This is a genomic window from Streptomyces sp. B3I8 (genome assembly GCF_030816915.1).
GTDB lineage: Bacteria > Actinomycetota > Actinomycetes > Streptomycetales > Streptomycetaceae > Streptomyces.
This window is the reverse complement of record NZ_JAUSYN010000002.1, coordinates 2,253,346-2,275,481: the sequence shown is the minus strand read 5'-3', so window position 1 is coordinate 2,275,481 and position 22,136 is coordinate 2,253,346. Positions and strand designations below refer to the sequence as shown.

General features: G+C 72.8%; 18 protein-coding genes, 2 tRNA genes and 1 pseudogene. 18 read left to right on the top strand and 3 right to left on the bottom strand.

Going from position 1 to position 22,136, the window contains the following annotated elements:
- The first annotated feature begins 90 nt into the window (after positions 1-90).
- Both QFZ64_RS12210 and QFZ64_RS12205 read left to right on the top strand, forming a co-directional pair.
- Complete coding sequence (locus QFZ64_RS12210) at positions 91-699, top strand: hypothetical protein (protein ID WP_307064974.1); 609 nt, start codon at positions 91-93, stop codon at positions 697-699.
- A 104-nt stretch (positions 700-803) separates the two neighbouring features.
- The gene (locus QFZ64_RS12205; protein ID WP_307064972.1) at positions 804-1,871 is read left to right on the top strand and encodes a hypothetical protein; all 1,068 of its coding nucleotides are present in this window, start codon (positions 804-806) and stop codon (positions 1,869-1,871) included.
- 31 nt (positions 1,872-1,902) lie between these two features.
- Here the strand turns inward: QFZ64_RS12205 and QFZ64_RS12200 are convergent, their stop codons facing one another.
- Positions 1,903-3,033 carry a M48 family metallopeptidase gene (locus QFZ64_RS12200; protein ID WP_307064970.1) on the bottom strand — a complete coding sequence of 377 codons (1,131 nt, stop codon included), beginning with the start codon at positions 3,031-3,033 and terminating at the stop codon, positions 1,903-1,905.
- A 163-nt stretch (positions 3,034-3,196) separates the two neighbouring features.
- Here QFZ64_RS12200 and QFZ64_RS12195 point away from each other — a divergent pair, with 163 nt between their 5' ends.
- The 10 genes from QFZ64_RS12195 to QFZ64_RS12150 all read left to right on the top strand — a co-directional run bounded on the left by QFZ64_RS12195 (position 3,197) and on the right by QFZ64_RS12150 (position 8,834).
- Positions 3,197-3,355 (top strand): hypothetical protein, encoded by a 159-nt coding sequence (locus tag QFZ64_RS12195; RefSeq protein ID WP_307064968.1) that lies wholly within the window; start codon positions 3,197-3,199, stop codon positions 3,353-3,355.
- A gap of 193 nt (positions 3,356-3,548) precedes the next feature.
- Complete coding sequence (locus QFZ64_RS12190) at positions 3,549-3,713, top strand: hypothetical protein (protein ID WP_006137415.1); 165 nt, start codon at positions 3,549-3,551, stop codon at positions 3,711-3,713.
- 91 nt (positions 3,714-3,804) lie between these two features.
- Positions 3,805-4,479 (top strand): nicotinate-nucleotide adenylyltransferase, encoded by a 675-nt coding sequence (gene nadD / locus QFZ64_RS12185; protein ID WP_307064965.1) that lies wholly within the window; start codon positions 3,805-3,807, stop codon positions 4,477-4,479.
- Positions 4,480-4,495: 16 nt separating this feature from the next.
- The gene (locus QFZ64_RS12180; RefSeq protein WP_307064963.1) at positions 4,496-6,340 is read left to right on the top strand and encodes an LCP family protein; all 1,845 of its coding nucleotides are present in this window, start codon (positions 4,496-4,498) and stop codon (positions 6,338-6,340) included.
- A 190-nt stretch (positions 6,341-6,530) separates the two neighbouring features.
- Positions 6,531-6,977, top strand: a complete 447-nt coding sequence (gene rsfS, locus QFZ64_RS12175) for a ribosome silencing factor (protein WP_307064961.1) — start codon at positions 6,531-6,533, stop codon at positions 6,975-6,977.
- On the top strand, positions 6,974-7,654 hold the full coding sequence (locus tag QFZ64_RS12170) for a histidine phosphatase family protein (protein WP_307064959.1): 681 nt from the start codon (positions 6,974-6,976) through the stop codon (positions 7,652-7,654). Before rsfS ends, QFZ64_RS12170 begins: the two co-directional genes overlap by 4 nt.
- Positions 7,655-7,784: 130 nt before the next feature.
- Positions 7,785-7,857: transfer RNA gene (locus QFZ64_RS12165), tRNA-Ala, on the top strand.
- Between the two features lie 332 nt (positions 7,858-8,189).
- On the top strand, positions 8,190-8,363 hold the full coding sequence (locus QFZ64_RS12160) for a hypothetical protein (protein ID WP_307064957.1): 174 nt from the start codon (positions 8,190-8,192) through the stop codon (positions 8,361-8,363).
- 3 nt (positions 8,364-8,366) lie between these two features.
- Positions 8,367-8,600, top strand: coding sequence for a hypothetical protein (locus QFZ64_RS12155; protein WP_307064955.1), 234 nt, complete (start codon positions 8,367-8,369; stop codon positions 8,598-8,600).
- Between the two features lie 161 nt (positions 8,601-8,761).
- A tRNA-Ala gene (locus QFZ64_RS12150) sits at positions 8,762-8,834 on the top strand.
- Positions 8,835-8,991: 157 nt separating this feature from the next.
- Here QFZ64_RS12150 and QFZ64_RS12145 read toward each other — a convergent pair.
- On the bottom strand, positions 8,992-10,623 hold the full coding sequence (locus QFZ64_RS12145) for an NADH-quinone oxidoreductase subunit NuoF family protein (RefSeq protein WP_307064951.1): 1,632 nt from the start codon (positions 10,621-10,623) through the stop codon (positions 8,992-8,994).
- A complete protein-coding gene (locus QFZ64_RS12140) occupies positions 10,620-11,939 on the bottom strand; it encodes a ferric reductase-like transmembrane domain-containing protein (RefSeq protein WP_307064950.1) in 1,320 nt (439 codons plus the stop codon). Before QFZ64_RS12140 ends, QFZ64_RS12145 begins: the two co-directional genes overlap by 4 nt.
- A gap of 516 nt (positions 11,940-12,455) precedes the next feature.
- Between QFZ64_RS12140 and leuS the strand changes: the two are divergent.
- The 6 genes and pseudogenes from leuS (at position 12,456) to QFZ64_RS12110 (ending at position 22,125) form a co-directional block, all read left to right on the top strand.
- Positions 12,456-15,360, top strand: a pseudogene (leuS, locus tag QFZ64_RS12135) (leucine--tRNA ligase).
- A gap of 186 nt (positions 15,361-15,546) precedes the next feature.
- Positions 15,547-16,275, top strand: coding sequence for a hypothetical protein (locus QFZ64_RS12130; RefSeq protein WP_307064948.1), 729 nt, complete (start codon positions 15,547-15,549; stop codon positions 16,273-16,275).
- Positions 16,276-16,371: 96 nt separating this feature from the next.
- Positions 16,372-17,217, top strand: a complete 846-nt coding sequence (locus QFZ64_RS12125; protein WP_307064947.1) for a DegV family protein — start codon at positions 16,372-16,374, stop codon at positions 17,215-17,217.
- 570 nt (positions 17,218-17,787) lie between these two features.
- Entirely contained in the window at positions 17,788-18,813 is a 1,026-nt protein-coding gene (locus tag QFZ64_RS12120; RefSeq protein ID WP_373430735.1) for a helix-hairpin-helix domain-containing protein, read from the top strand.
- A gap of 176 nt (positions 18,814-18,989) precedes the next feature.
- Positions 18,990-21,479, top strand: coding sequence for a ComEC/Rec2 family competence protein (locus QFZ64_RS12115; protein ID WP_307071663.1), 2,490 nt, complete (start codon positions 18,990-18,992; stop codon positions 21,477-21,479).
- A 226-nt stretch (positions 21,480-21,705) separates the two neighbouring features.
- Positions 21,706-22,125: a hypothetical protein gene (locus tag QFZ64_RS12110; RefSeq protein ID WP_307064943.1), complete on the top strand. Its 420-nt coding sequence runs from the start codon at positions 21,706-21,708 to the stop codon at positions 22,123-22,125.
- Positions 22,126-22,136 lie beyond the last annotated feature (11 nt).

Below are 22,136 nucleotides of genomic sequence, written 5' to 3'. Positions count from 1 at the left end.
GGGGCCCGTCCCCGGCCCCCGGTCCGGACAGGAACGGACGAATCTCCGTGCGCTCTGCCCAAATTGCCCCCCCGGGACTACTCTGGATCCGTGCCGGAGGACGTGGGGGGCACGCCGTTCCCTGACGGCTGGGAGCCCGACGACGACCACGACCGCGGAGCGACGGACGAAGAGTTCGCCTCCGTGGTCTTCGACGAGACCTTCGTACGGGCCGCCGTGGTCCACGAGCCGACGGCCGTGGAACGCCTCCTCGCCGCCGCACAGTCCCGCGCCGAGGCCCAGGAGGCCGAGGCCCGCCGGGCGCACGCCCGCGGCGCCCTGGGCGACGACGACCTCTACGAGGACGACTTCGGCCCGGACGGCGGCCGCGGCATCGGGTACGGCCCGGATTTCGACGACCTCGACGACAGCGACCTCCTCGGGCGCCGCGGCCCGCGCGGCACCCGCGGGCGGCTCTACGGCAAGCACGCCCGCTGGCACCGCCCGGTGGCCTGGATGCTCGCCCTCGTGATGGGGATCGGCATGGTCGCGCTGGCGTTCGCCGCGGTCTACCGGGGCTCCTCCTCGTCGGACCGCCGCGACCAGGTGCCGCCGCCCGCCTCGACGGGACTGGAACAGGGCGTGGGCGTGGGCGCGGATCCCGCGGGCTCCGCCGAACCGGCCCCGCCCGCCGTCTCCGCGGCACCACCCTCACGCTGAGCCGCACAAGGCGTGCGAACACTCCCCGAACCTGGCCGGGACCTGACAGAACTTGTCCGGTAGCGCGGCGTTTACCGCGGCTCCGCGAGACCTACTCTGAAGGTATGGGCGGGCCAGGAGAGCCACCGGAAGGGACGACCCCCGAGGGCGCCCCCGGCGGCGGTGAGGACGAGTACCGATCCGTCGTCTTCGACGAATCGTTCGTCCGCGCTGCCCGCCTCCAGGAGTTCTCCGCGCAGGAGCGGATCTCCGACCACGCCCCCGCCGTACGCCGCCGGCCCGCCGCCCTGCGGCGCGGCCTCTCCCGACAGGTGCTGCTCCTCGTCCTGCTCATCGCGTTCGCCTTCAGCACCGCGATCTACATGGGGTTCCGCCACCCCTACCAGAAACCCGGCGCACGGCCCGCCCAGCCGCTGCGGACGACGGTGATCCCGCTGGCCCCGCGCTCCGCCGTCCCCGGCTCCGCCGACACCGAGGCGCTCTACGCCCACAGCCCCGCCGCCGGGTTCCGCTACGGCGCCGAGGGCTTCACGCTGCCGGGCGTCCGGCGCACCGCGCACTTCGCCGAGAGCCAGGTCCTCTCCGCGCTGACCACCGCCAAGGACTACCTCGTCGACTCCGCGCTCGACCCCGAGGTCCTCGCCGGCGCCACTGTGCGCCCCGTCCGGACGCTCCTCGACCCCCGGCAGTCCGCCCAGTTCGACCGGAGCCTCGCCCACCCGGCCGCGGACGGCCGGCACGCGGTCACCGGCTGGCTGATCCGCTTCGACCCCGCCCGCGCCGAGCTCGCCGACCGCAGGGTCCGGGTGCGGGGCACCCTCCGGGCAGCCGAGGCCGCCTCCGACACACTGGAGGTCGTCGCCGACCACACCCTGGTGTACGCGCTGCGGCCGACCGGTTCGGGCGCCGGCGCCAAGGCCTCGCTGTTCACCGTGCGCCGCGAGCTGACATTCCGCTTCGACCGGGGCGACCTGCGCGTGCACCAGACGGAACTGGCCACCGCCTCCGTCCAGGCCGGTCCCCTCTCCTGCGCCGAGGACCCGTCCGGCAGGTTCGTCCCGCTCCTGGCCGGCCAGTCGCCCGCACCCGGCGGCCCCGCCGGCACCAACCCCTACGCCACCGACGCGGCCACGGCCGTGTGCGGCACCCTGGCCACGGCGCCGCCTCGCTGAACCCGCGGCGCCTCAGCCCCGGTCCCCGTCCTCAGCCCTCGTCCCCGTCGCGCCCCGGCGCGTCCTTGGGGGAGCCGCCGGGCGAGTCCTTCGGCGCGTCCTTGGGCCCGTCGTTCTGCGGACCCGAGGTGAAGCCGTCGAACCCGCGCCGTACCCGGCCCCCGATTCCGCCGGCGCCGCCCGCCAGGTCGCTGACCAGCTTCATCAGCGGGTCCTTGGAGCTCTTGACGCTGCTCGCGTAGTGCGCCGCCGACTCCCGGAAGGAGTCGGACACGGACGCGTCCTTGTCCTCCGTCCGCCGCGGGTAGTGCCCGTCCATCAGCCGCTGGTAGTCCCGCGACTCCGCCCATTTCTTCAGCTCCGCCGCACGGACGGTCGTGAACGGGTGCGAGCGCGGCAGCACGTTGAGGATCTTCAGCACGGAGTCCCGCAGGTCACCGCCCGCCTCGTACTCCTCCGCCTGCGCGAGGAACGCGTCCACGTTCATCTCGTGCAGGTGGTTGCCGCCCGCGATCTTCATCAGCCCGCGCATCGACGCCCGCAGGTCCTGTCCGACCAGCAGCCCCGCCCGGTCCGCCGACAGCTCCGACTTGCGGAACCACTCGCGCAGCGCGGTCACGATCGCCATGATCGCCAGGTTGCCCAGCGGGATCCAGGCCACCCGCAGCGCGAGGCTGGTGAGGAACAGCAGGATCGTGCGGTACACGGAGTGGCCCGACAGCGCGTGCCCCACCTCGTGCCCGACGACCGCCCGCATCTCCTCCTCGTCGAGCAGCTCGACGAGGCCCGTGGTCACCACGATGATCGGCTCGTCCATGCCGATGCACATCGCGTTGGGCTGCGGGTTCTGGGTGACGTACATCGGCGGGACCTTCTCCAGGTCCAGGATGTAACAGGCGTCCCGCAACATGTCGTTGAGGTGGGTGAACTGCGCGTCCGAGACCCGTACCGAGTCGGACAGGAACAGCAGCCGCAGGCTGCGCTCGGGCAGCAGGCCGCTGAGCGCCTTGAAGACGGTGTCGAAGCCGCTGAGCTTGCGCAGGGCCACCAGGGCCGAACGGTCCGCCGGATGTTCGTACGCGCGCGAGGAGATTCCCGGGAAACGCCTGCGCTGCCTGCTCGGCACGTGCTCGTGGCCGTTCGGTCGGCTGTCGTCGGACATGTGGTCCCCCATGCGTCGATGGCTGCCCTGTCGGTCCTGCTGTGACGAAGGTGTGGATCCGGTGGGAGCCGTACAGGAAACCCCCGCCCCGCGACCCCCCGGAGCGGAACCCAGCCTAAGCGGAGTTACCGTGGCGGGGCAGCACACTCGTAAGGAGCGATCCATGGAGCATCTCCCCGCCGCCTGGCTCACCGGGGCGGCCGATGCCGCCGCACGACAGGGCTCCGGATACCTCCTCCGCGTCGTCCTGATCGTCATGATCGTCGGCTGCGTCTTCACCGCCTGGTTCGTGCTGCGCGGGTACGGCCGTCACGACGACTGACGTCTTTCAGCCCCGAACGGTTGCCCGAGCGGCTGCCCGACCGGGCCCGCGGAGGGATCACCCAGGGCTCCGCACGGTCCTCGTGGGCCCCTCGCCCGCCCCAACGGTGGAGTCGGCGTGAGGCGCGCACAGGCCCCCGCATACGATGAGGCGACGTCTTTATCCCGCCCACACCGGATAGGTCCTGCCGAAGATGAGCCTTCCCAGCACCGCAGCCCAGTTGGTCACTCTCGCCGCCGAGGGCGGGGAGCACGGTGGCAACCACGAAAGCCTCGACCCCGCCGTGACCGGCGGTGCCGCCCTCCTCATCCTGCTCCTGCTGCTGTGGATCACCACCCGCTTCAACCGCGACCGCTGAACCCCGGGCGCAGCGTGGTCCCGGCCATGACATGGCTCGATGGACGCCCGTCGGACGGAGCTCGCAGGACGGGCCGGTAGGGTCTGCACGCATGGGAGAGCAGGACATGCCTACCGGTCCGGCGAGCGGCACGGCCCCCGGGATCCGGCGCGGCCCCGGCAACGCGCCGTCGAATCCGGGCAAACGCCGTCTCGGCGTCATGGGCGGAACGTTTGACCCGATCCACCACGGGCACCTCGTGGCGGCCAGCGAGGTCGCCGCGCAGTTCCACCTGGACGAGGTGGTGTTCGTCCCCACCGGCCAGCCCTGGCAGAAGGCCGACCGCCAAGTCACGCCGGCCGAGGACCGCTATCTGATGACGGTCATCGCCACCGCCGAGAACCCGCAGTTCTCGGTCAGCCGCATCGACATCGACCGCGGCGGCCCCACCTACACCACGGACACCCTGCGCGACCTGCGGGCCCTCAACCCGGACACCGACCTGTTCTTCATCACCGGTGCCGACGCCCTGGGACAGATCCTCACCTGGCGGTACGCCGAGGAGCTGTTCTCGCTGGCCCACTTCATCGGCGTCACCCGCCCCGGCCACACGCTGACCGATCCCGGCCTCCCCGAGGGCGGTGTCTCGCTGGTCGAGGTCCCGGCCCTGGCCATCTCCTCCACCGACTGCCGTGCGCGGGTCGCGAGCGGCGAGCCGGTCTGGTACCTGGTCCCGGACGGCGTGGTGCGCTACATCGACAAACGCCAGCTGTACCGCGGCGAGTGAGCCGAGAGGGGCACCGGTGAACGACCGATACGACGGATATCCGGCCGGCGACCAGTACGAGATCGTCGGCTACGACGAGTTCGGGCAGCCCGTGTACCGGCAGGTGCCCGCGCCCCGGGCACCCGAGGGGTACGACCCCTACGATCCCTATGCCGGCGGCCCGCCGCAGCAACAGCAGGGCTACGCCGACCAGTCGGGGCAGGCCGCGGGGACCGGCTACCCCGGTTACGGCTACGACCCCTACGCCGCCGCGCAGCAGCCGGCTCCGCCGTACGACGACACCGCGGGCGCGGGCGGTGCCGCGGGCGCCTCGCCGTATGGCGCCTACGACCCGTACGGGACCACCGGGAGCGCCCCGGGCGCCCCCGAGGACCCCTACGGGCAGACGTCCGGCGGACAGCGGTCCCGGGTGACGGGGCGGACCGCCCGTATCCCCCAGCAGTCGGGCCCGGCGGACCAGGCCGCGTACGAGACACCGGGCGGCACCGAGCACGCTCCCGGCACGGGCGCGGGTACCGCGGCCGGCTCCGGCATGGGTACGGCGACCGGCTCCGGCACCGGTCCCGACTCCGACGGTGACGCCGACCGCGAGTACCGCACCGAGCAGTTCGCCTTCGTGGAGGAGCCCGACGGCGACTCCGAGGACGTCATCGACTGGCTCGCGTTCACCGAGAACCGCACCGAGCGCCGCGAGGAGGCCAAGCGGAGGGCCCGCAGCCGCGTCGTCGCCCTCGTGGTCGCCCTCGCCGTCGTCGCCGTCGGCGGGGTCGGCTACCTCTGGTACGCGGGCGAGCTGCCCGGCGGTTCCTCCGGCGGCGGCGCCGCCGGCACCACGACGGCCGCCGGCGCCCAGAGCCGCGATGTCGTCGTCGTCCACCTGCACAACACCAAGGGCGGCGGCACCTCCACGGCGCTCCTCGTCGACAACACCACCACCAAGCGGGGCGCCACCGTCCTGCTGCCCAACTCCCTCGCCCTGACCGACGAGGACGGGTCCACCACCACCCTCGCCAAGTCGGTCGACGACGACGGCTCCAGCGGCACCCGCGAGGAACTCGACACCGTCCTCGGCACCGACATCGAGGGCACCTGGCGGCTGGACACCCCGTACCTGAACAACCTCGTCGAGCTGGTCGGCAACATCGAGATCGACACCGACGCGGACGTGCCCGACCCCGCCGACAAGAAGAAGGACGCCGGTCCGCTCGTCCACAAGGGGAGCTCCCAGACCCTCAGCGGCAAGATGGCCGTCGCCTACGCCACCTACCGCGCCTCCGGAGAGTCCCAGGACGCCCAGCTGAAGCGGTTCGGGCAGGTCATGCAGGGGGTGCTGCGCAAGCTGTCCTCCGACGCGGGCGCCGCGACCACCACCGTGCGGACCCTCGCCCAGATCCTCGACCCGTCCCTGAGCGACAAGGACCTCGGCGCCTTCCTCGCCAAGCTCGCCGCGCACGCCAAGGAGGGCGACTACACCACCGACCTGGTGCCGGTGGGGCCCGACGGGAGCGTCGACGACACGGCCTCCGACGGCGTGGTGAAGAAGCTGCTCGGCGGCACCGTCAAGAGCCCCGGGGCGGGGGACGCCGTACGCGTCGGCATCAAGAACGCCACCGGTGACAAGGACGACACCGAGAAGGCCCGCGTGACCCTCGTCAACGGCGGCTACACCTTCCTCGACGCCGGCACCACCACCGGCGTGGCGACGTCCGCCGTCACCTACAAGGACACCGCCCACAAGGACGACGCCGTCGAGGTCGCCAAGACCCTCGGCCTGTCCGCCGGCGCCGTCACGAAGGGCACGGTCGCCTCCGGCGCCGATGTGTCGGTCGTCCTGGGCCAGGACTACCACCCGTCGTCGTGAGCCCGGAATCCGGGACCCGGGGCGGGATCCCGGCCGGGACCGCGCCCCGGGTCCCGCCGTGCGGTTGTCCGCCCGGAGCGCCCGGCGGACCGTGAGACCCTTGGGGGGTGATACCCCGTGCGGGCGGTCGCCGCCTGGTGCGGCCCCGGGCCCCCGCACCGCCCCGACCGCCGACACGGAAAGCCGCGCAGTGACCGCTACCGACCGCTCTCTCGAACTCATCAACAAGGCCGCCCAGGCGGCGGCCGACAAGCTCGCGCACGACATCATCGCCTACGACGTCAGCGACGTGCTGTCGATCACGGACGCCTTCCTGCTGGCGTCCGCCCCCAACGACCGCCAGGTCAAGTCGATCGTCGACGAGATCGAGGAACGACTCAGCAAGGAACTCGGCGTGAAGCCCGTACGCCGCGAGGGCGACCGCGAGGCCCGCTGGGTGCTGCTCGACTACGTCGACATCGTCGTCCACGTCCAGCACAGCGAGGAGCGCGTCTTCTACGCCCTGGAGCGGCTGTGGAAGGACTGCCCCGAGCTCGACCTTCCCGACGACGCCCGGGCGACCCGCGGCAAGGCCGAGGAGCACGCCAAGCTGCGGGCGGCGGAGGAGGCGGCCGAGTTCGACGGGGAGCCGCGATGAGCGCGGCCGTCGACGGTGGTGCGAGCGGCGGCCGCAAGCCCGGCCGCGGCCTTCGGATCATCCTGTGGCGGCACGGCCAGACCCGGTGGAACGTCGAGCGGCGCTTCCAGGGCTCCACGGACGTCGAGCTGACCGAGGTCGGCATCGGCCAGGCCCGCCGGGCCGCCCGGCTGCTCGCCTCCCTGCGCCCGGACGCCATCGTGGCCTCCGACCTCCGGCGGGCCGCCGCCACCGCCGGCGAACTCGCCGCGCTCACCGGCCTGGACGTGGCGTACGACGAGGGGCTGCGCGAGACCTACGCGGGCGTCTGGCAGGGGCTGACGCACGACGAGATCATCGCCCGTCACGGCGAGGAGTACGCCGCGTGGAAGCGCGGCGAACCGGTCCGCCGCGGCGGCGGCGAACTGGAGTCCGAGGTCGCCGACCGGGCCGCTCCCGTCGTGCTGCGGCACGCCGAGAAGCTGCCGGAGGACGGCACCCTCGTGGTCGCCAGTCACGGCGGGACCATCCGCACCACCATCGGGCGGCTGCTGGGCCTGGACTCCCACCACTGGGAGAGCTTCGGCGGACTGTCGAACTGCTGCTGGTCGGTGCTCGGCGAGGGCAGCCGCGGCTGGCGCCTGCTGGAGCACAACGCGGGCACTCTCCCGGAGCCGGTCCTGGGCGACGACGTCTGAACGGTCCGTGCCGCCCGAACGGTCCGTGCCGTCTGAACCCGTCCGTGCCGTCCGGACCACCGGATTTCACTTTCCGGCAGGTCGCAGGCTAAAGTTCTCTTGTTCGCCCGCCGAGCGGGAAGAACGACAAGGGGCTATAGCTCAGTTGGTAGAGCGCCTGCATGGCATGCAGGAGGTCAGGAGTTCAATTCTCCTTAGCTCCACACCTTTCGCACCACAGGATCCCGTCGGGCCGAGTCGGCCGGGCGGGATCTCGCGTTTCCTGGCCGGCCCGCGCGACGGCCCGGCCAGGGGTCGGGGCGGGCTCGGACGGGGGGGGGGGTGAACGAGGCATCGGGCGACTGCTTGAGTCGGTTGGGCCCCGGGGGCGTATATCTCTACGCACGCGCTCCTCCCGCACACGAACGCGCCGGTCGTGGCGGGTGGGCCGGGTGCCGTGTCCGGACTGGTACGAAGGCGTCGCTGACCGTATTGGCCCGGCCGTGGCAGAATCAAACGGCCGGAAGGGGGCGCGGCCCGACGGGAGGGAGTAGCGATGCCTGCGAGCATCCTCGGGGAGGTCGACCACCTCCACGCCGTGGGAGCGCCGAGAAAGAAGGCCACCTCGCTCGACTGCCCCTCCTGCGGTTCCTCGCACGTCGCCCAGGTCCTCGGCGACAACGGCGGCGTTTCCTACGTGTGCACGGCCTGCGGCCACATCTGGAGCTGATCGATGGGTGCCCACAGGCGGAAGTGCGACTGGTGCGGCAGCGGCACGCCCATCGTCCGCGACATGGAGCCGGTGAACCGGGACTACCAGTACTGGTGCGAGGAGTGCGCGCGGGCGCTGATCATAAAAGGCGACCCCATCGAGACGTACCGCGAACTGGAGGGTGAGCCGATCTACGGCCGGCTGCTCGACGAACACTGCACCCTCAAGCGGTTCTATTCGTTCGCGACGGCGTGAGATCGCGGTCCGCTCCTGTGACCGTCCTCGGGCCCGCGGCCCCGGTCCGGTCGGCACCGGAATCGATTTGGTGGTCGACCCCCCGGACCGTGTAATGTTGGCGTCGCCGCCAGGGAGACCGGCGGCCCGGTCGGAAGCGCGGTTTCACCGCGTGGCCGTACGGGGCTATAGCTCAGTTGGTAGAGCGCCTGCATGGCATGCAGGAGGTCAGGAGTTCAATTCTCCTTAGCTCCACAAGTGACACAAGCAGCACAAGTGACAAGCAATACGCACCACGTGCGAAGGCGGGCCATCCGAAATGGATGGCCCGCCTTTCGTATGTCGGGAACGAGAGTGGGGGCGGGGGGCGGTTCCCGGTGGTCACTGTGGTCACCGGGAACCGCCCCCGACCTCACCGGCCGCTGCCCAGCGCCCGTCGGCCGCGGCCTCCGCCGCGCCCCTGGGAGAGGACGGGCAGGTTGCGCGAGGGCGCCGTGGAGCGGGTGTCCTCCTCCAGGCGCAGCGCCAGCGCCGGGCACCGCCGTACCGCCCGCAGAGCCTTCGCCTCGGCGTACCGGGGGACCGGGGCCTGTGCCACGGTCGGGAAGCCGTCCGCGCCCAGCTCGAACACCTCGGGGAGGATGTCGGCGCACAGGCCGTGCCCCCGGCACAGCGTCCAGTCGACGTAGATCTTCTGCCGGCTCTCGCCGGACTCGGGCTCGGCCGCGCCGCCGCCCGGGATGCCGGTCGGTGCCCTGCCCCCCTCGAAGAGCGGCAGGACGCCCTCCACGGGCCGCCCGCAGCCGTTGCCCAGGACATGGGCGGCCAGGTCGTCCGTGAACGCCTTGATGGTCGACTCCAGGAACATCGCCGAGCCGTCCGGGTGGGAGCAGGCGCCGCGCCGCTTCACGGACTTGGCGACCTGCTTGAGGGCCTCCAGGGCGGCCGGCCCGCCCCCGTTGAGGATGTCCTCCAGGCCGCGCGCGGCGGCCGGCAGACCGAGGTAGCAGGGGCCGCACTGCCCCGCGCTCTCCTCCGCCAGCCACTTCGCCACCTGGAGCGACTCACCCAGCGGGCAGGTCTCCTGACGGATCGGCAGGATGGCGCCCGCGCCCAGTGAACCGCCCACGGCGTCGAGGGAGTTACGGGAGACGATCGCCTCGTCGACCGTGGCCGCGTCGATCCACTTGCCGTGGTAACCGCCCGTCAGCACGCCCTGCGGAACCGGCGGGGCGCCGGCCAGTTGCAGGACGTACCGCAGGGGCACACCGGTGGGGACCTCGATGACCATGGGGCGGGCGACGGCGCCGGAGACCGTGAGCATGACGGTGCCCGGCTCGTCGTACAGGCCGGTGTTGCGGTAGCGGTCCGGGCCGATGCGGGCGGCGATCGCGAGCTGGGCGAACGTCTCCGCGTTCGACAGCAGGGTGGGCAGGCCGCCCACGCCGCTCTGGGAGGCGCTGATCTTGCGGCCCGGCGGGATGGCCGGGCCGCCGTCGATCGAACGGATCAGCGAGGCGGCGGCGCCCGTCACCATCCGTACCGGGTTGCGCTGCACACGGGCCCGGATGGCCGAGCCGCGCCGGTCGCTGAGTCCGCGCTCGGCGAGCGCCTGCTCCATCGACCGCTCGGTGGACTCCCTGGTCACGCCCACCACCAGGGTGCGCGCGCCCAGAGCCTCGGCGACCAGCAGGGCGCCGTCCAGGATGAGGTGGGGTGCCCGGTTGATCAGCACCGTGTCCTTGCGGCAGGCGGGTTCGTCCTCGCTTCCGTTGACCACGACCACCGGCCGGGTGCCGCGGCGGATCGCCTGTTCGGCGACCGACCGCAGCTTCTTGTGGAAGGGGAAGCCGGCGCCGCCCCTTCCTTTCAGGGATATCTGTTCGGCGAGCTGCGCGAGCTGCTCGCCGCCCAGCGGATCGAGCGGCCCGTGCACCTTCAGATGCATGGGCAGATCGAGCCGTTCCACAAGGTCGAAGCCCGACGTGAGCTGGGGAAGTCCGACGACGCGGACCTCGGGGACGTCGGGCAGGGCCTCGTTCACTTATAGCCTCCGGAAGGCGCGTTCCATGATTCTCCGGAGCCCGGGGCGTCGAAGGCACCGGGCGGGGTGTCGCTGGCGGGACCGCTGTTGTACGTGTCATTGGGGTTGTACGTGCCGAAGGGGGCGTTCGACTCACCCGCGGCCGAGAAAGTGCCGGAGGAATTGTCGTAGCCGCCGTAACCCGCCTGGTACGTCATCCCGCCCGCGAAGGTGTCGGTCATCGGGTCGTACGCCGAGGGCGGCGCCTCGCCCACCGGCGGCGGGGAGGGGGCGGGCCAGCGCGGGCCCGCCGGGGCGCCGCCGTCCATGCGGGGCAGCGGCCCGGTGCCCTGCATGTCGGGCAGGTCCATGCGCCCGGTGCCTTCGGCGAAGGAGCCCTGTCCCCCCTGCCCCCGCGGGGTGTTCGAGACGGTCCGGTAGGCGGCCGCGAAGCCGTTGCCGGGCTCCGGGCTCATGGTGCGGGTGCCCGAAGTGTCGTAGAGCGGCGCGGATCCGGCCGCGCCCGCCGTCGGCACGCCGGGGGAGCGGCGCCCGGAGTCGCCGGAGCGGGCGCCGAGGCCCGCCATGGCGGCCGTCTCCGCGTTGCGGGCGCGACTGGCCTCCAGGTCCTCGCGGCCGATCCGGTTGTCGGTGCCGATGAAGGCGACGATCCGGTCGGCGACCTTGCGCTTGAAGGGGCGCGGCGCGCTGCGCAGGGCGAGCGCGGCCATGACTCCGACCAGGCACAGCTCGTACAGGACGGTGAAGAGGGGAGACTTCACCGCGCGGCCCGCGTACAGGCCGTGGACCAGGGCGCAGCACCAGGCGGGGTAGGCCAGCATGTGCATCGCCCGCCAGCGGGCGGCGACCGGCGCGGGGGACGCGAAGGCGCTGCGCAGGGCACCCGTGATGGCGGTGAAGATCATGAGCAGTCCGGCCACCGAGCCGAGGCCGATGAGCCCGGCGAGGCCGGTGAAGCCGAGGCTGAAGGGGATCACCGCGGCGATGAACTGCGTGTGGTCGAGCGCCAGTTTGACGGTCACGTGCAGCAGCAGGAAGGCCACCGAGGAGATGGCCGTCGTCCGGTGCACGGCCTGCGCCACGAGGCGCTGGCGCGTGTTGAGGAAGATGCGGTCGGTCGCGACCAGGCCCCAGATCACCGAGCAGGAGAGGGCGACCAGCGACAGCACGCCGGCGCCGAAGTTGAGGAACTCCCGCACCGAGTTCCCGCCGGCCAGCACGACGACGGGTATCAGGAGCAGGACGACGGCGCTCGCCGGACCATAGGCCGAACGGCCTGGTTTGGGCAGCGAGCTGGCACTACGACGAGGATTCATGGGGGCGACTCCGAGCGGTTCGGGAAAGCGGTCCCGGTGCTGCACTCTAAGGCGGCCCCGTACCGAGCGGTACGAGGTTTGAGTTATTGCCTTGTTATCTAAGGGTCTCCAGGGGGGTGTGTTGTCCTATAGAGGGCATTACGCGAAGTAACAATTGAACGATGTTCAAGGTTTTTCGGTGCCGGTGTGACGGAGGCAATGTGACGGAAGCGGTCGCGGGCCGCCGGGAACCGGTGGCGGGGTGAGACGGATCGGGCGGCGGGGCGAGGCGACGGGGCGCGGACGGCGCGGGAAGTCCGTCGCGGGGCGCTCGGTCGCTGCGGTAACCTGTCGCCATGCGTGCCGTACGCCTTCTGCTTAGCGAGCCGCGCTGATCAGTCCCGACCGCCGGACAGTGAGAGACGGTCGGAATCGGCGCGGCGTCCCCTCCTGTGCGAGGGGTTTTTTCGTTTCCGGGGAGTCCCTTTCCGGAAGCCGCAGCCGAGGGCGCAGACGATCGATGGAGCTTTGAGGATCATGAGCGAGACGAACCCCGCTGCCGCCGCCATGCAGGCGGAGGCAGCGCCGCACCGCTACACGGCCACCATGGCGGCGGACATCGAGGCACGCTGGCAGGACTTCTGGGCCGCCGAGGGCACGTACGAGGCGCCCAACCCGAAGGGCGACCTGGCCGGTGACCCCGACCTGGCGGCCCGCCCCAAGAAGTTCATCATGGACATGTTCCCGTACCCGTCCGGGGCGGGACTGCACGTGGGCCACCCGCTGGGCTACATCGCCACCGACGTGTACGCCCGCTTCCAGCGGATGACCGGCCACAACGTCCTGCACACCCTGGGCTTCGACGCCTTCGGCCTGCCCGCCGAGCAGTACGCCGTGCAGACCGGCACGCACCCGCGGGTCTCCACCGAGGCCAACATCGAGAACATGACCTCCCAGCTGCGCCGGCTGGGCCTGGGCCACGACAAGCGCCGCTCCTTCGCCACGATCGACCCGGACTACTACAAGTGGACCCAGTGGATCTTCCTGCAGATCTTCAACTCGTACTACGACGAGCAGGCGGGCAGCGCCCGTCCGATCGCCGAGTTGGTCGAACAGTTCGCCTCCGGTGAGCGGCCCGTACCCGGCACCACGCGCGCGTGGAGCGAGCTGAGCGAGGCCGAGCGCGCCGACGTCCTGGGCGGGTACCGCCTGGCCTACGCCTCCGACGCGCCCGTCAACTGGTGCCCCGGTCTGGGCACCGTGCTGGCCAACGAGGAGGTCACCGCCGACGGCCGCTCCGAGCGCGGCAACTTCCCGGTCTTCAAGGCCAAGCTGCGCCAGTGGAACATGCGGATCACGGCCTACGCCGACCGCCTGCTGGACGACCTGGACGAGCTGGACTGGCCCGAGGCCATCAAGCTGCAGCAGCGCAACTGGATCGGCCGTTCCGAGGGCGCGCGCGTCGACTTCCCCATCGACGGCGAGCGCATCACCGTCTTCACCACCCGCCCCGACACCCTGTTCGGCGCCACCTACATGGTGCTGGCTCCCGAGCTACCCCCTGGTGGAGAAGTTCACCCCGGCCGCCTGGCCGGAGGGCACCCACGAGGTGTGGACCGGCGGCCACGCCACCCCCGCCGAGGCCGTCGCCGCCTACCGCGCGCAGGCCGCGTCGAAGTCCGACGTCGAACGCCAGGCCGAGGCGAAGGACAAGACCGGTGTCTTCATCGGCGCCTACGCCACCAACCCGGTCAACGGCGAACGGGTCCCCGTCTTCATCGCCGACTACGTCCTGATGGGCTACGGCACCGGCGCGATCATGGCCGTACCGGCGCACGACACCCGCGACTTCGAGTTCGCGCGCGCCTTCGAACTGCCGGTCCGCTGCGTCGTGGAGCCCACCGACGGCCGCGGCACCGACACGACGGAGTGGAAGGACGCCTTCGCCTCCTACGACGCCACGATCGTCAACTCCGCGAACGACTCCGTCACCCTGGACGGCCTGGGCGTCACCGAGGCCAAGGCGCGCATCACCGAGTGGCTGCGCAGCGAGGGCGTCGGCGAGGGCACCGTCAACTTCCGGCTGCGCGACTGGCTGTTCAGCCGCCAGCGCTACTGGGGCGAGCCCTTCCCCATCGTCTACGACGAGGACGGCATCGCCCACCCGCTGCCCGAGTCGATGCTGCCCCTGGAGCTGCCCGAGGTCGAGGACTACTCGCCCCGCACCTTCGACCCGGACGACGCCGACACCCAGCCCGAGACCCCGCTGTCGCGCAACGCGGACTGGGTGAACGTCACCCTGGACCTGGGCGACGGACGCGGGCCCCGGAAGTACCGCCGCGAGACCAACACCATGCCCAACTGGGCCGGTTCCTGCTGGTACGAACTGCGCTACCTGGACCCGCACAACGACGAGAAGCTGGTCGACCCGGAGGTCGAGCAGTACTGGATGGGCCCGCGCGAGGGCATGCCGCACGGCGGTGTCGACCTGTACGTGGGCGGCGCCGAGCACGCCGTGCTGCACCTGCTGTACGCGCGCTTCTGGTCCAAGGTGCTGTACGACCTGGGGCACGTCTCCTCCGCCGAGCCGTTCCACAAGCTGTTCAACCAGGGCATGATCCAGGCCTACGTCTACCGGGACAGCCGCGGCATCGCGGTGCCGGCCGCCGAGGTGGAGGAGCGCGACGGCGCGTTCTACCACGAGGGCGAGAAGGTCTCCCGGCTGCTGGGCAAGATGGGCAAGTCCCTGAAGAACGCGGTCACCCCGGACGAGATCTGCGCCGAGTACGGGGCGGACACCCTGCGCCTGTACGAGATGGCGATGGGCCCGCTGGACGTCTCCCGGCCGTGGGACACACGTGCGGTGGTCGGCCAGTTCCGGCTGCTGCAGCGGCTGTGGCGCAACGTCGTCGACGAGGCGACCGGCGAGGTCACCGTCGCCGACGTCGGGACCACCGGGAACGACGCCGTCGATGTGGACACCCTGCGCGCGCTGCACAAGGCGATCGACGGGGTGCGCCAGGACCTGGAGGGCCTGCGGTTCAACACCGCCATCGCCAAGGTCACCGAGCTGAACAACCATCTGACGAAGGCCGGCGGACCGGTGCCGCGCGCGGTGGCCGAGCCGCTGGTGCTGATGGTGGCGCCGCTGGCCCCGCACATCGCCGAGGAGCTGTGGCGCCGGCTGGGCCACACCGACTCGGTGGTCCACCAGGACTTCCCGGTCGCCGACCCGGCGTACGTCGTCGACGAGACCGTCACGTGCGTGGTGCAGATCAAGGGCAAGGTCAAGGCCCGGCTGGAGGTCTCCCCGGCGATCTCGGACGAGGAGCTGGAGAAGGTGGCGCTGGCCGACGAGAAGGTCGTGGCCGCGCTGGACGGGGCCGGCATCCGCAAGGTGATCGTGCGGGCGCCGAAGCTGGTGAACATCGTTCCGGTGTAGGTGTAGGTGCGCGTGTAGACGTACGCGTGGGCGTGGGCGGTGGCTCGGGAGTGGTCCGGGCGTTGGTGTGGGGGAAGTCCCCTACGGGCAGGTTCGGGGTTCCGCGGGAACCCGGGACCTGCCCGGTGCGTTTACCGTGGAAGGGCGGCGGGCCAGCCGCGCACACTCGCGTGGAGGAGGAGCGCCGTGGAAACGGTCATCGCGGTCGTCGCACTGCTCTTCGTGCTCTTCCTCGGTCTCGGCGCGTACGCCACCGTCAAGGCGGTCGGCGCCGCGAAGCGAGGTGTGGACCGCACGCTCACCCAGGCGCGGCGCACCGTCGAGGACACCACACTGCGCGCGCGGACGTTCGCACTGCCCGGCCCGGTGGGCGAGCTGGCCCAGCTCCGGCTGAGACTGCGCACCTCCCTACGGGCCACGCAGGAGGCGCTGGAGGCGGGCGCGACCGAGGACGCGTCGCTGAAGGAGTCCCTGGGCCTCTTCGAGCGGCTCAGCGCGCACGGCCGGCAACTGGACGGCGAACTCAGGCGCCTGGAGAGCGAACCGGACCGGTCCGGCCTCGCCCGCCGCCTGCCCGAGCTGCGTGAACGCATGGAGCGGATCACCACCTCCGCGGACTCCCTGCGCTGGGCGGCACACGAGCGCGCCCGCCGCTTCTCGCAGGACGACCTGTCGACGCTGAGCGAGCAGATAGACATCGAGGCGGGCGCGCTCAGGCACTGGACGACGGAACCGGCCCCGGGGCGGGACGCGGTCTCGGCGGAGTCGGCAGCGGCGGGGCCGACAGCGGGGGTTGCGGCGGCGGAGGAAGCGGCGCCGCGCGCGGACCCGCCGGTGCGTCCCGCCGCCGCGGCGCCCGGGCCGCGGCCCACCTACCCCTGGGACAAGAAGCCCCGCCCCGAGACGACGACATGAGCGGCGCCCCGGTCGATGACTTGATCCCGTCGGTGTCACCGCAGGCGGAAGGGGTCGGGCTGCCTCCGCTTAGCCACGGCAGGTAACCTCCAGCTCATGTCCCGCCATGTCGCGATCGTCACCGATTCAACGGCCTACCTGCCGCCGCGGACGATGGAGCGTCACGGCATCACCTCGGTACCGCTGACCGTGGTACTGGGCGACCGGGCATTCGAGGAGGGCACCGAGATCTCGGCCCGCTCCCTGGCGGAGGCACTGCAGAAGCGCCGGTCCGTCACCACCTCCCGGCCCAGCCCCCAGATGTTCGCGGAGACCTATCGCAGGGTCGCCGGGGCGGGAGCGACCGAGATCGTCTCCCTCCACCTCTCCTCCGAGTTCTCCGGCACGTACGACGCCGCGGTGCTGGCCGCGCGAGAGGCACCCGTGCCGGTGCGCGTCGTGGACACCGGTGTGGTCGCCATGGCACTCGGCTTCTGCGCCCTCGCCGCGGCCGAGACGGTGGAGACGGGCGGCACGGTCGACGAGGCGGTCGCGGCCGCGGAGAAGCGCGCCGCCGGGACATCCACGTTCTTCTACGTCGACACCCTCGACTATCTGCGGCGCGGCGGCCGGATCGGCGCGGCCCAGGCCCTGTTCGGCTCCGCCCTCGCCGTCAAACCGCTGCTGCGGCTGGACGACGGACGTATCGATCTGCTCGAGAAGGTCCGCACGGCGTCCCGGGCGATCGCCCGCCTCGAGGAGATCGTGGCCGAGCGGGCGGCCGGCGCACAGGTCGACATCGCGGTGCACCATCTCGCCGCGCCCGAGCGGGCGGCGGCGCTCGCGGAGCGGCTGCGGGCCAGGGTCCCGGGGCTCGAGGACCTCCATGTCAGTGAGGTCGGCGCGGTGATCGGGGCGCACACGGGGCCGGGGCTGCTGGGCGCGGTCGTCTCGCCCCGTTGACGTGCATCACCCCCACGGGTGACGGAGATATCCACAACCGGCGAGTAATCCACGGGTTTTGAGCAAGATCATCGCGAGTCGCGCGATGTGCCCGATCCTGCCCGCATGGCACTTCGATCACCTTCACGTACAGCGACTCCCACCAGTGGTCCGGGCCGCGGCCCGGCCTCCGACGGCCGCACCCGGCACCGTGCCGCACGAAGCGGCTCCGCACGGACGCACGGTTCTTCCGGCTGGCGTCGGAGCGCCGGCGGGCGGCACGGTCAGCAGCGGCACGCCTCGGCCGAGGCGCTGCGGGTGCGCGCGGAGGCCCTCTTCGCGCGAGGGCCCGGGGCGGGTCGGCCGGCGCTGCCGGATGCGGACTCCCAGGCCGAGGACCGGTTGCCGTCGCCGCAGACGCATCCGTTCTTCACGGGGGTGGACTGGGAACCGCGGCCGGAGCGGGAGGAGGCGGGCAACGACCCACCGGGGCCGTCCGAGCCACCGGTGCGCCCGAAGCGGGGGACGGGCGCGGCCGTGGGCGTGGGGACGGCGGCGGCAGTGGGGGAGTCGACGGCGGCAACCGCGGGCGTGGGGGCGGCGGCAGTGGATGAGGGGACGGCGACAGTTGCCGCAGGTGCGGGGACGGCGGCGACCGCAGGGACGGGGGTGACCGCGAGGACGACTGCGCGGGTGCCTTCGTGGGCGGCCGCGGAGGAGCTCGCGGAGAGGGAGCGGACTGCTGGTACGGAGGGGATTCCTGCCACGGAGGGGGCTCCTGCCACGGAAGGGGCTCCTGGTACGGAGGGGGCTTCCGCCAGGGAGGCGGCGCCCGGGCCGACTTGGCGGGAGCGGGTGGGTCTCGCGGTGCAGGAGCGCACCCCGCTGTGGCTGCAGACCCGGTGCGGACTGGAACGCAGGAGCGTGGCGGCCCTCGCCGTCCTGCTCGTGGCGGCCGCGGCCCTCGCCGGCGGGCACTTCTGGTCCGGTCGCACCGAGGAGGTCGAGGCACCGCGGCAGGTACGGGCGGCGCTCCCCTACGGCGGGCACGGCGACGGCACGGAACCGGTCCCGAGGCCGTCACCGGGCATCCGTGGTGCGACCGCTCCGCGTTCCTCCGCGGCGCCGGTGGCGGGGAGCGGCGCCGACGCGACGGTCGTCGTCGATGTCAGCGGCAAGGTGCGGCATCCGGGCATCCAGCGGCTGCCCGCGGGGTCCCGGGTCGCGGACGCCTTGCACGCGGCCGGGGGAGTGCGCTCCGGTACGGACCTCGGCACCCTGAACCGGGCACGGGTCCTGGTGGACGGCGAGCAGATCGTGGTCGGCGGCGGCGCGCCCGCCCCGGTGCCCGGTCCCGTCCCCGCGCCGGGCGCCGGAGACAGCGGGGCGGCACCCGGCGGCGCGGCTGCCGCCCCCGGACCGGCGAGCCCACTGTCCCTGAACTCCGCCACCACCGAGCAGTTGGACACCCTGCCGGGCGTGGGCCCCGTCCTGGCCAGGCACATCCTCGACTACCGCACCCAGCACGGCGGTTTCACCTCGGTCGACCAGTTGCGTGAGGTGACCGGCATCGGCGACCGGCGCTTCGCGGACCTCCGGGACCTGGTGCGGCCATGAGCGCCCCACGGACGCCGGTGCCCGTGCCGGCGCGAGTGCGGGAGCCGGCGCCCTCGCCAGGCCGCCGCCCCCGGCTCGCGGACGGCGGGGACCCCCGGGACCCCGGGGACCGGGCCGGACCCGGCCGGGCGGGAGCCACGCCCGGCCTCCGCCCCGGGCAGCCCGCCGGCACCCGGATGCGCGGCGGTCGGCTCGGGGAGGCGCATCCGCGGCAGCGGAACCCGAGCGACCTGCGGCTGGTGCCGCCGGCGCTCGGCGCGTGGGCGGCGGCCGCATGGGCGCTGGACGCGCCGCCGGGATGGGTCACCGGTGTGACAGTCGGCTGCGCGCTGGTCGCCGGTGGGCTGCTGCTGTCACGGCGGACCGCCTGGCCGGCGGTGCCGGTCGCCGCCGTACTGCTGTGTGTCGCCGCGGCCGCCGCCTCGGCGGGGCTGCACGGCGCGGACCTGCGACGCGGACCGGTCCCCGACCTCGCCCGCCACTACGCCACGGTGACCGCGGAGGTGGAACTGACCTCCGATCCGCGACTGGTCCGTCCGAAGGTCGTCGGCGACCGCGCGGCGCCGAGAGCGGTGTTGCTGCACGCGGACGTACGACGCCTGACGCGACCGGACGGCACGACGGCGTCGACCCGTACGCCGGTACTCCTGCTGGTCGACGCGCGAAGCCATCGCATCGCCCCCGACCCTTCCGCCACAGACGACGCCGGCCCCGGAGCCGACCGTGACCGGCGCTCACCCTGGCTCGAGTTGCTGCCGTCCACACGGTTGCGGGTGGTCGCACGGCTCGCGCCGGCGCTGTCCGGCGGGGACCGGGTCGCCGCCGTGCTGCGGGTACGGGGGAAGGGGGCACCCGAGACGCTGCGGGCGCCCTCGGCCCCGCAGCGCTGGGCGGGGAGGCTGCGGGACGGACTCAGGGAGGCGACCGCCGGCCTGGATCCCGACCCACGGGCGCTGCTGCCGGGACTGGTCGTCGGGGACACCGCACGTATCACCCCGGAACTGGACGACGCGTTCAAGGCGACCGACCTCACGCACCTCCTCGCGGTCAGTGGGGGCAACTTCACCCTGCTCCTCGCCCTGTTCCTCGGCCCGCCGGGGCTCGCCCAGCGCGTGGAGCGGCGCGGACTCGCCCCCCGGCTCGGGATCCCACTGCGCGGCACCGCGCTGCTCGGCGGGGTGCTCACGGTGGGGTTCGTCGTGGTGTGCCGACCGGATCCGAGCGTGCTGCGGGCGGCGGCCTGCGGTGGGGTCGCGCTGCTCGCCCTCGCCACCGGGCGGCGCAGATCGCTGCTGCCCGCGCTGGCCGCGGCAGTGCTGCTGCTCGTGCTGTACGACCCGTGGCTGGCCCGTGGATACGGTTTCCTGCTCTCCGTGCTGGCGACCGGCGCGCTGCTCACCGTGGCTCCCCGGTGGAGTGCCGCGCTACGCCGGCGGCAGGTCCCGCCACGGTTGGCCGAGGCACTGGCGGCGGCGGCCGCCGCGCAGGCGGTGTGCGCCCCGGTGGTCGCGGTGCTGTCCGCCCGGGTCAGCCTGGTCGCGGTGCCGTGCAACCTGCTCGCGGAGTTCGCGGTCGCCCCCGCCACCGTGCTGGCTTTCGCGGCCCTGGCGGTGGCACCGGTGTCGATGCCGTTCGCCGAAACCCTCGCGTGGTGCGCGGGGTGGCCCGCCGGGTGGATCGCCGACATCGCCCGCACCGGGGCGTCCCTGCCGGGCGCGGGCGTGGACTGGCCGGGCGACTGGACCGGGGCCCTGCTGCTGGCCCTGGCCACGGCCGGTGTCGTGGTCGTCGGACGGCGGATCCTGCGGCGGCCGTGGCTCACGGCCGCGACCGCGCTGCTCCTGGCGCTGGTGGTGGTCCGGCCGCCACCGCTGACCAGGGTGATCACGGGGTGGCCGCCGCCGGGGTGGCGGTACGCGATGTGCGATGTCGGCCAAGGTGACGCGACGGTCCTCGCGGCGGGCGAAGGCACCGGCATCGTGGTGGACGCCGGACCCGACCCGGTGCTGGTGGACCGGTGCCTGAGCGCTCTCGGCATCACCCGGATCCCGCTGGTGGTGCTCACCCACTTCCACGCCGACCACGTGGCGGGGCTCCCCGGCGTCCTACGGGGACGTTCGGTCGGGGCCATCGAAACGACCGGACTCGCGGAGCCACCCGAACAGGCACTGTCCGTCCGCGCCCAAGCGGCGGCCCGGCACATCCCCGTGACCCGCGCGGTGGCGGGAGAACAGCGGCGCACCGGAGCGCTCACCTGGCAGGTGCTCTGGCCACCCCCGGACCCCGCGCTCCGCCCCGACGGCCCCAACGACGCCAGCGTCACCCTGCTGGTGAAGTCCGGCGGGCTGCGCCTGCTCCTGCTGGGCGACCTCGAACCGCTGTCCCAGCAGGCCCTGTTGGCCTCCCCCACCGCCCGGCAACTGGACGGGGTGGACGTCCTCAAGGTGGCCCACCACGGCAGCGCCTACCAGGACGCCGACCTCCTGCGCAGAGCATCACCCCGCCTCGCCCTCATCTCCTGCGGCCGGGACAACCCCTACGGCCACCCGGCCCCGGGCACGGTGGCGGCGCTGCGCGCGGAGGGCGCGAAGGTGCTCCGCACGGACCGGGACGGGGCGGTCGCCGTGACGGGCGAGGGGGACCGGCTGGCCGTGGTGCGGGCATGAGCGCACGAATGCGGCAGGACAGCGGACGGCACGTCGGATCCGCACGTCGTGATCACGGTCGGGATCTGTATGTAAATTCCATGTATTCCTCCCGTATATCCTGTGCCGCCCGGCTCGTCGTGCACGGTCGAGTTGCCGGTCGGGTACTCAGGAGCCCGCAGTGGAGAACCCGTTGCCGATCCCCCCGAACTTCCCCCCGCCCCCCTCCGGGCCTCCCCCGCCGCAGGTGCCGGCTGATGCGACCCCGGGGGGCTGGCGGGACGAGTACGAGAGCGACCCGGAGTACCAGCGCATCCTGGCGGGGATGGGCAACCCCTGGTGGAAGCGGCCGTTGGCCCTGTGGGGCGGCGTGGTCGCGATCGCCGTGGGGTCGTTCCTCCTGGGGGGCGCGGTTCTGGGCTCCGACGGGGGCTCGGGCTCCTCGTCCCCGGACCCTTGGGGGCAGGGGCAGATCGACGACCAGTCGGGAAACAGCCGGCAGCCGAACGATCAGCCTGCCGGGATCTCGCCCGCGCGGAAGAGCCAGATCCTGCCGCAGTACTGCGATCAGCGGGCCGGAGGGCCCACCAATGTCTCGGAGGCCGCCTTGCTCGAGTGCTTGCAGAGCTACCAGGTCACGGACGAGGGCATGGTGATGCCGGAGTAGCGGCCTCGGGG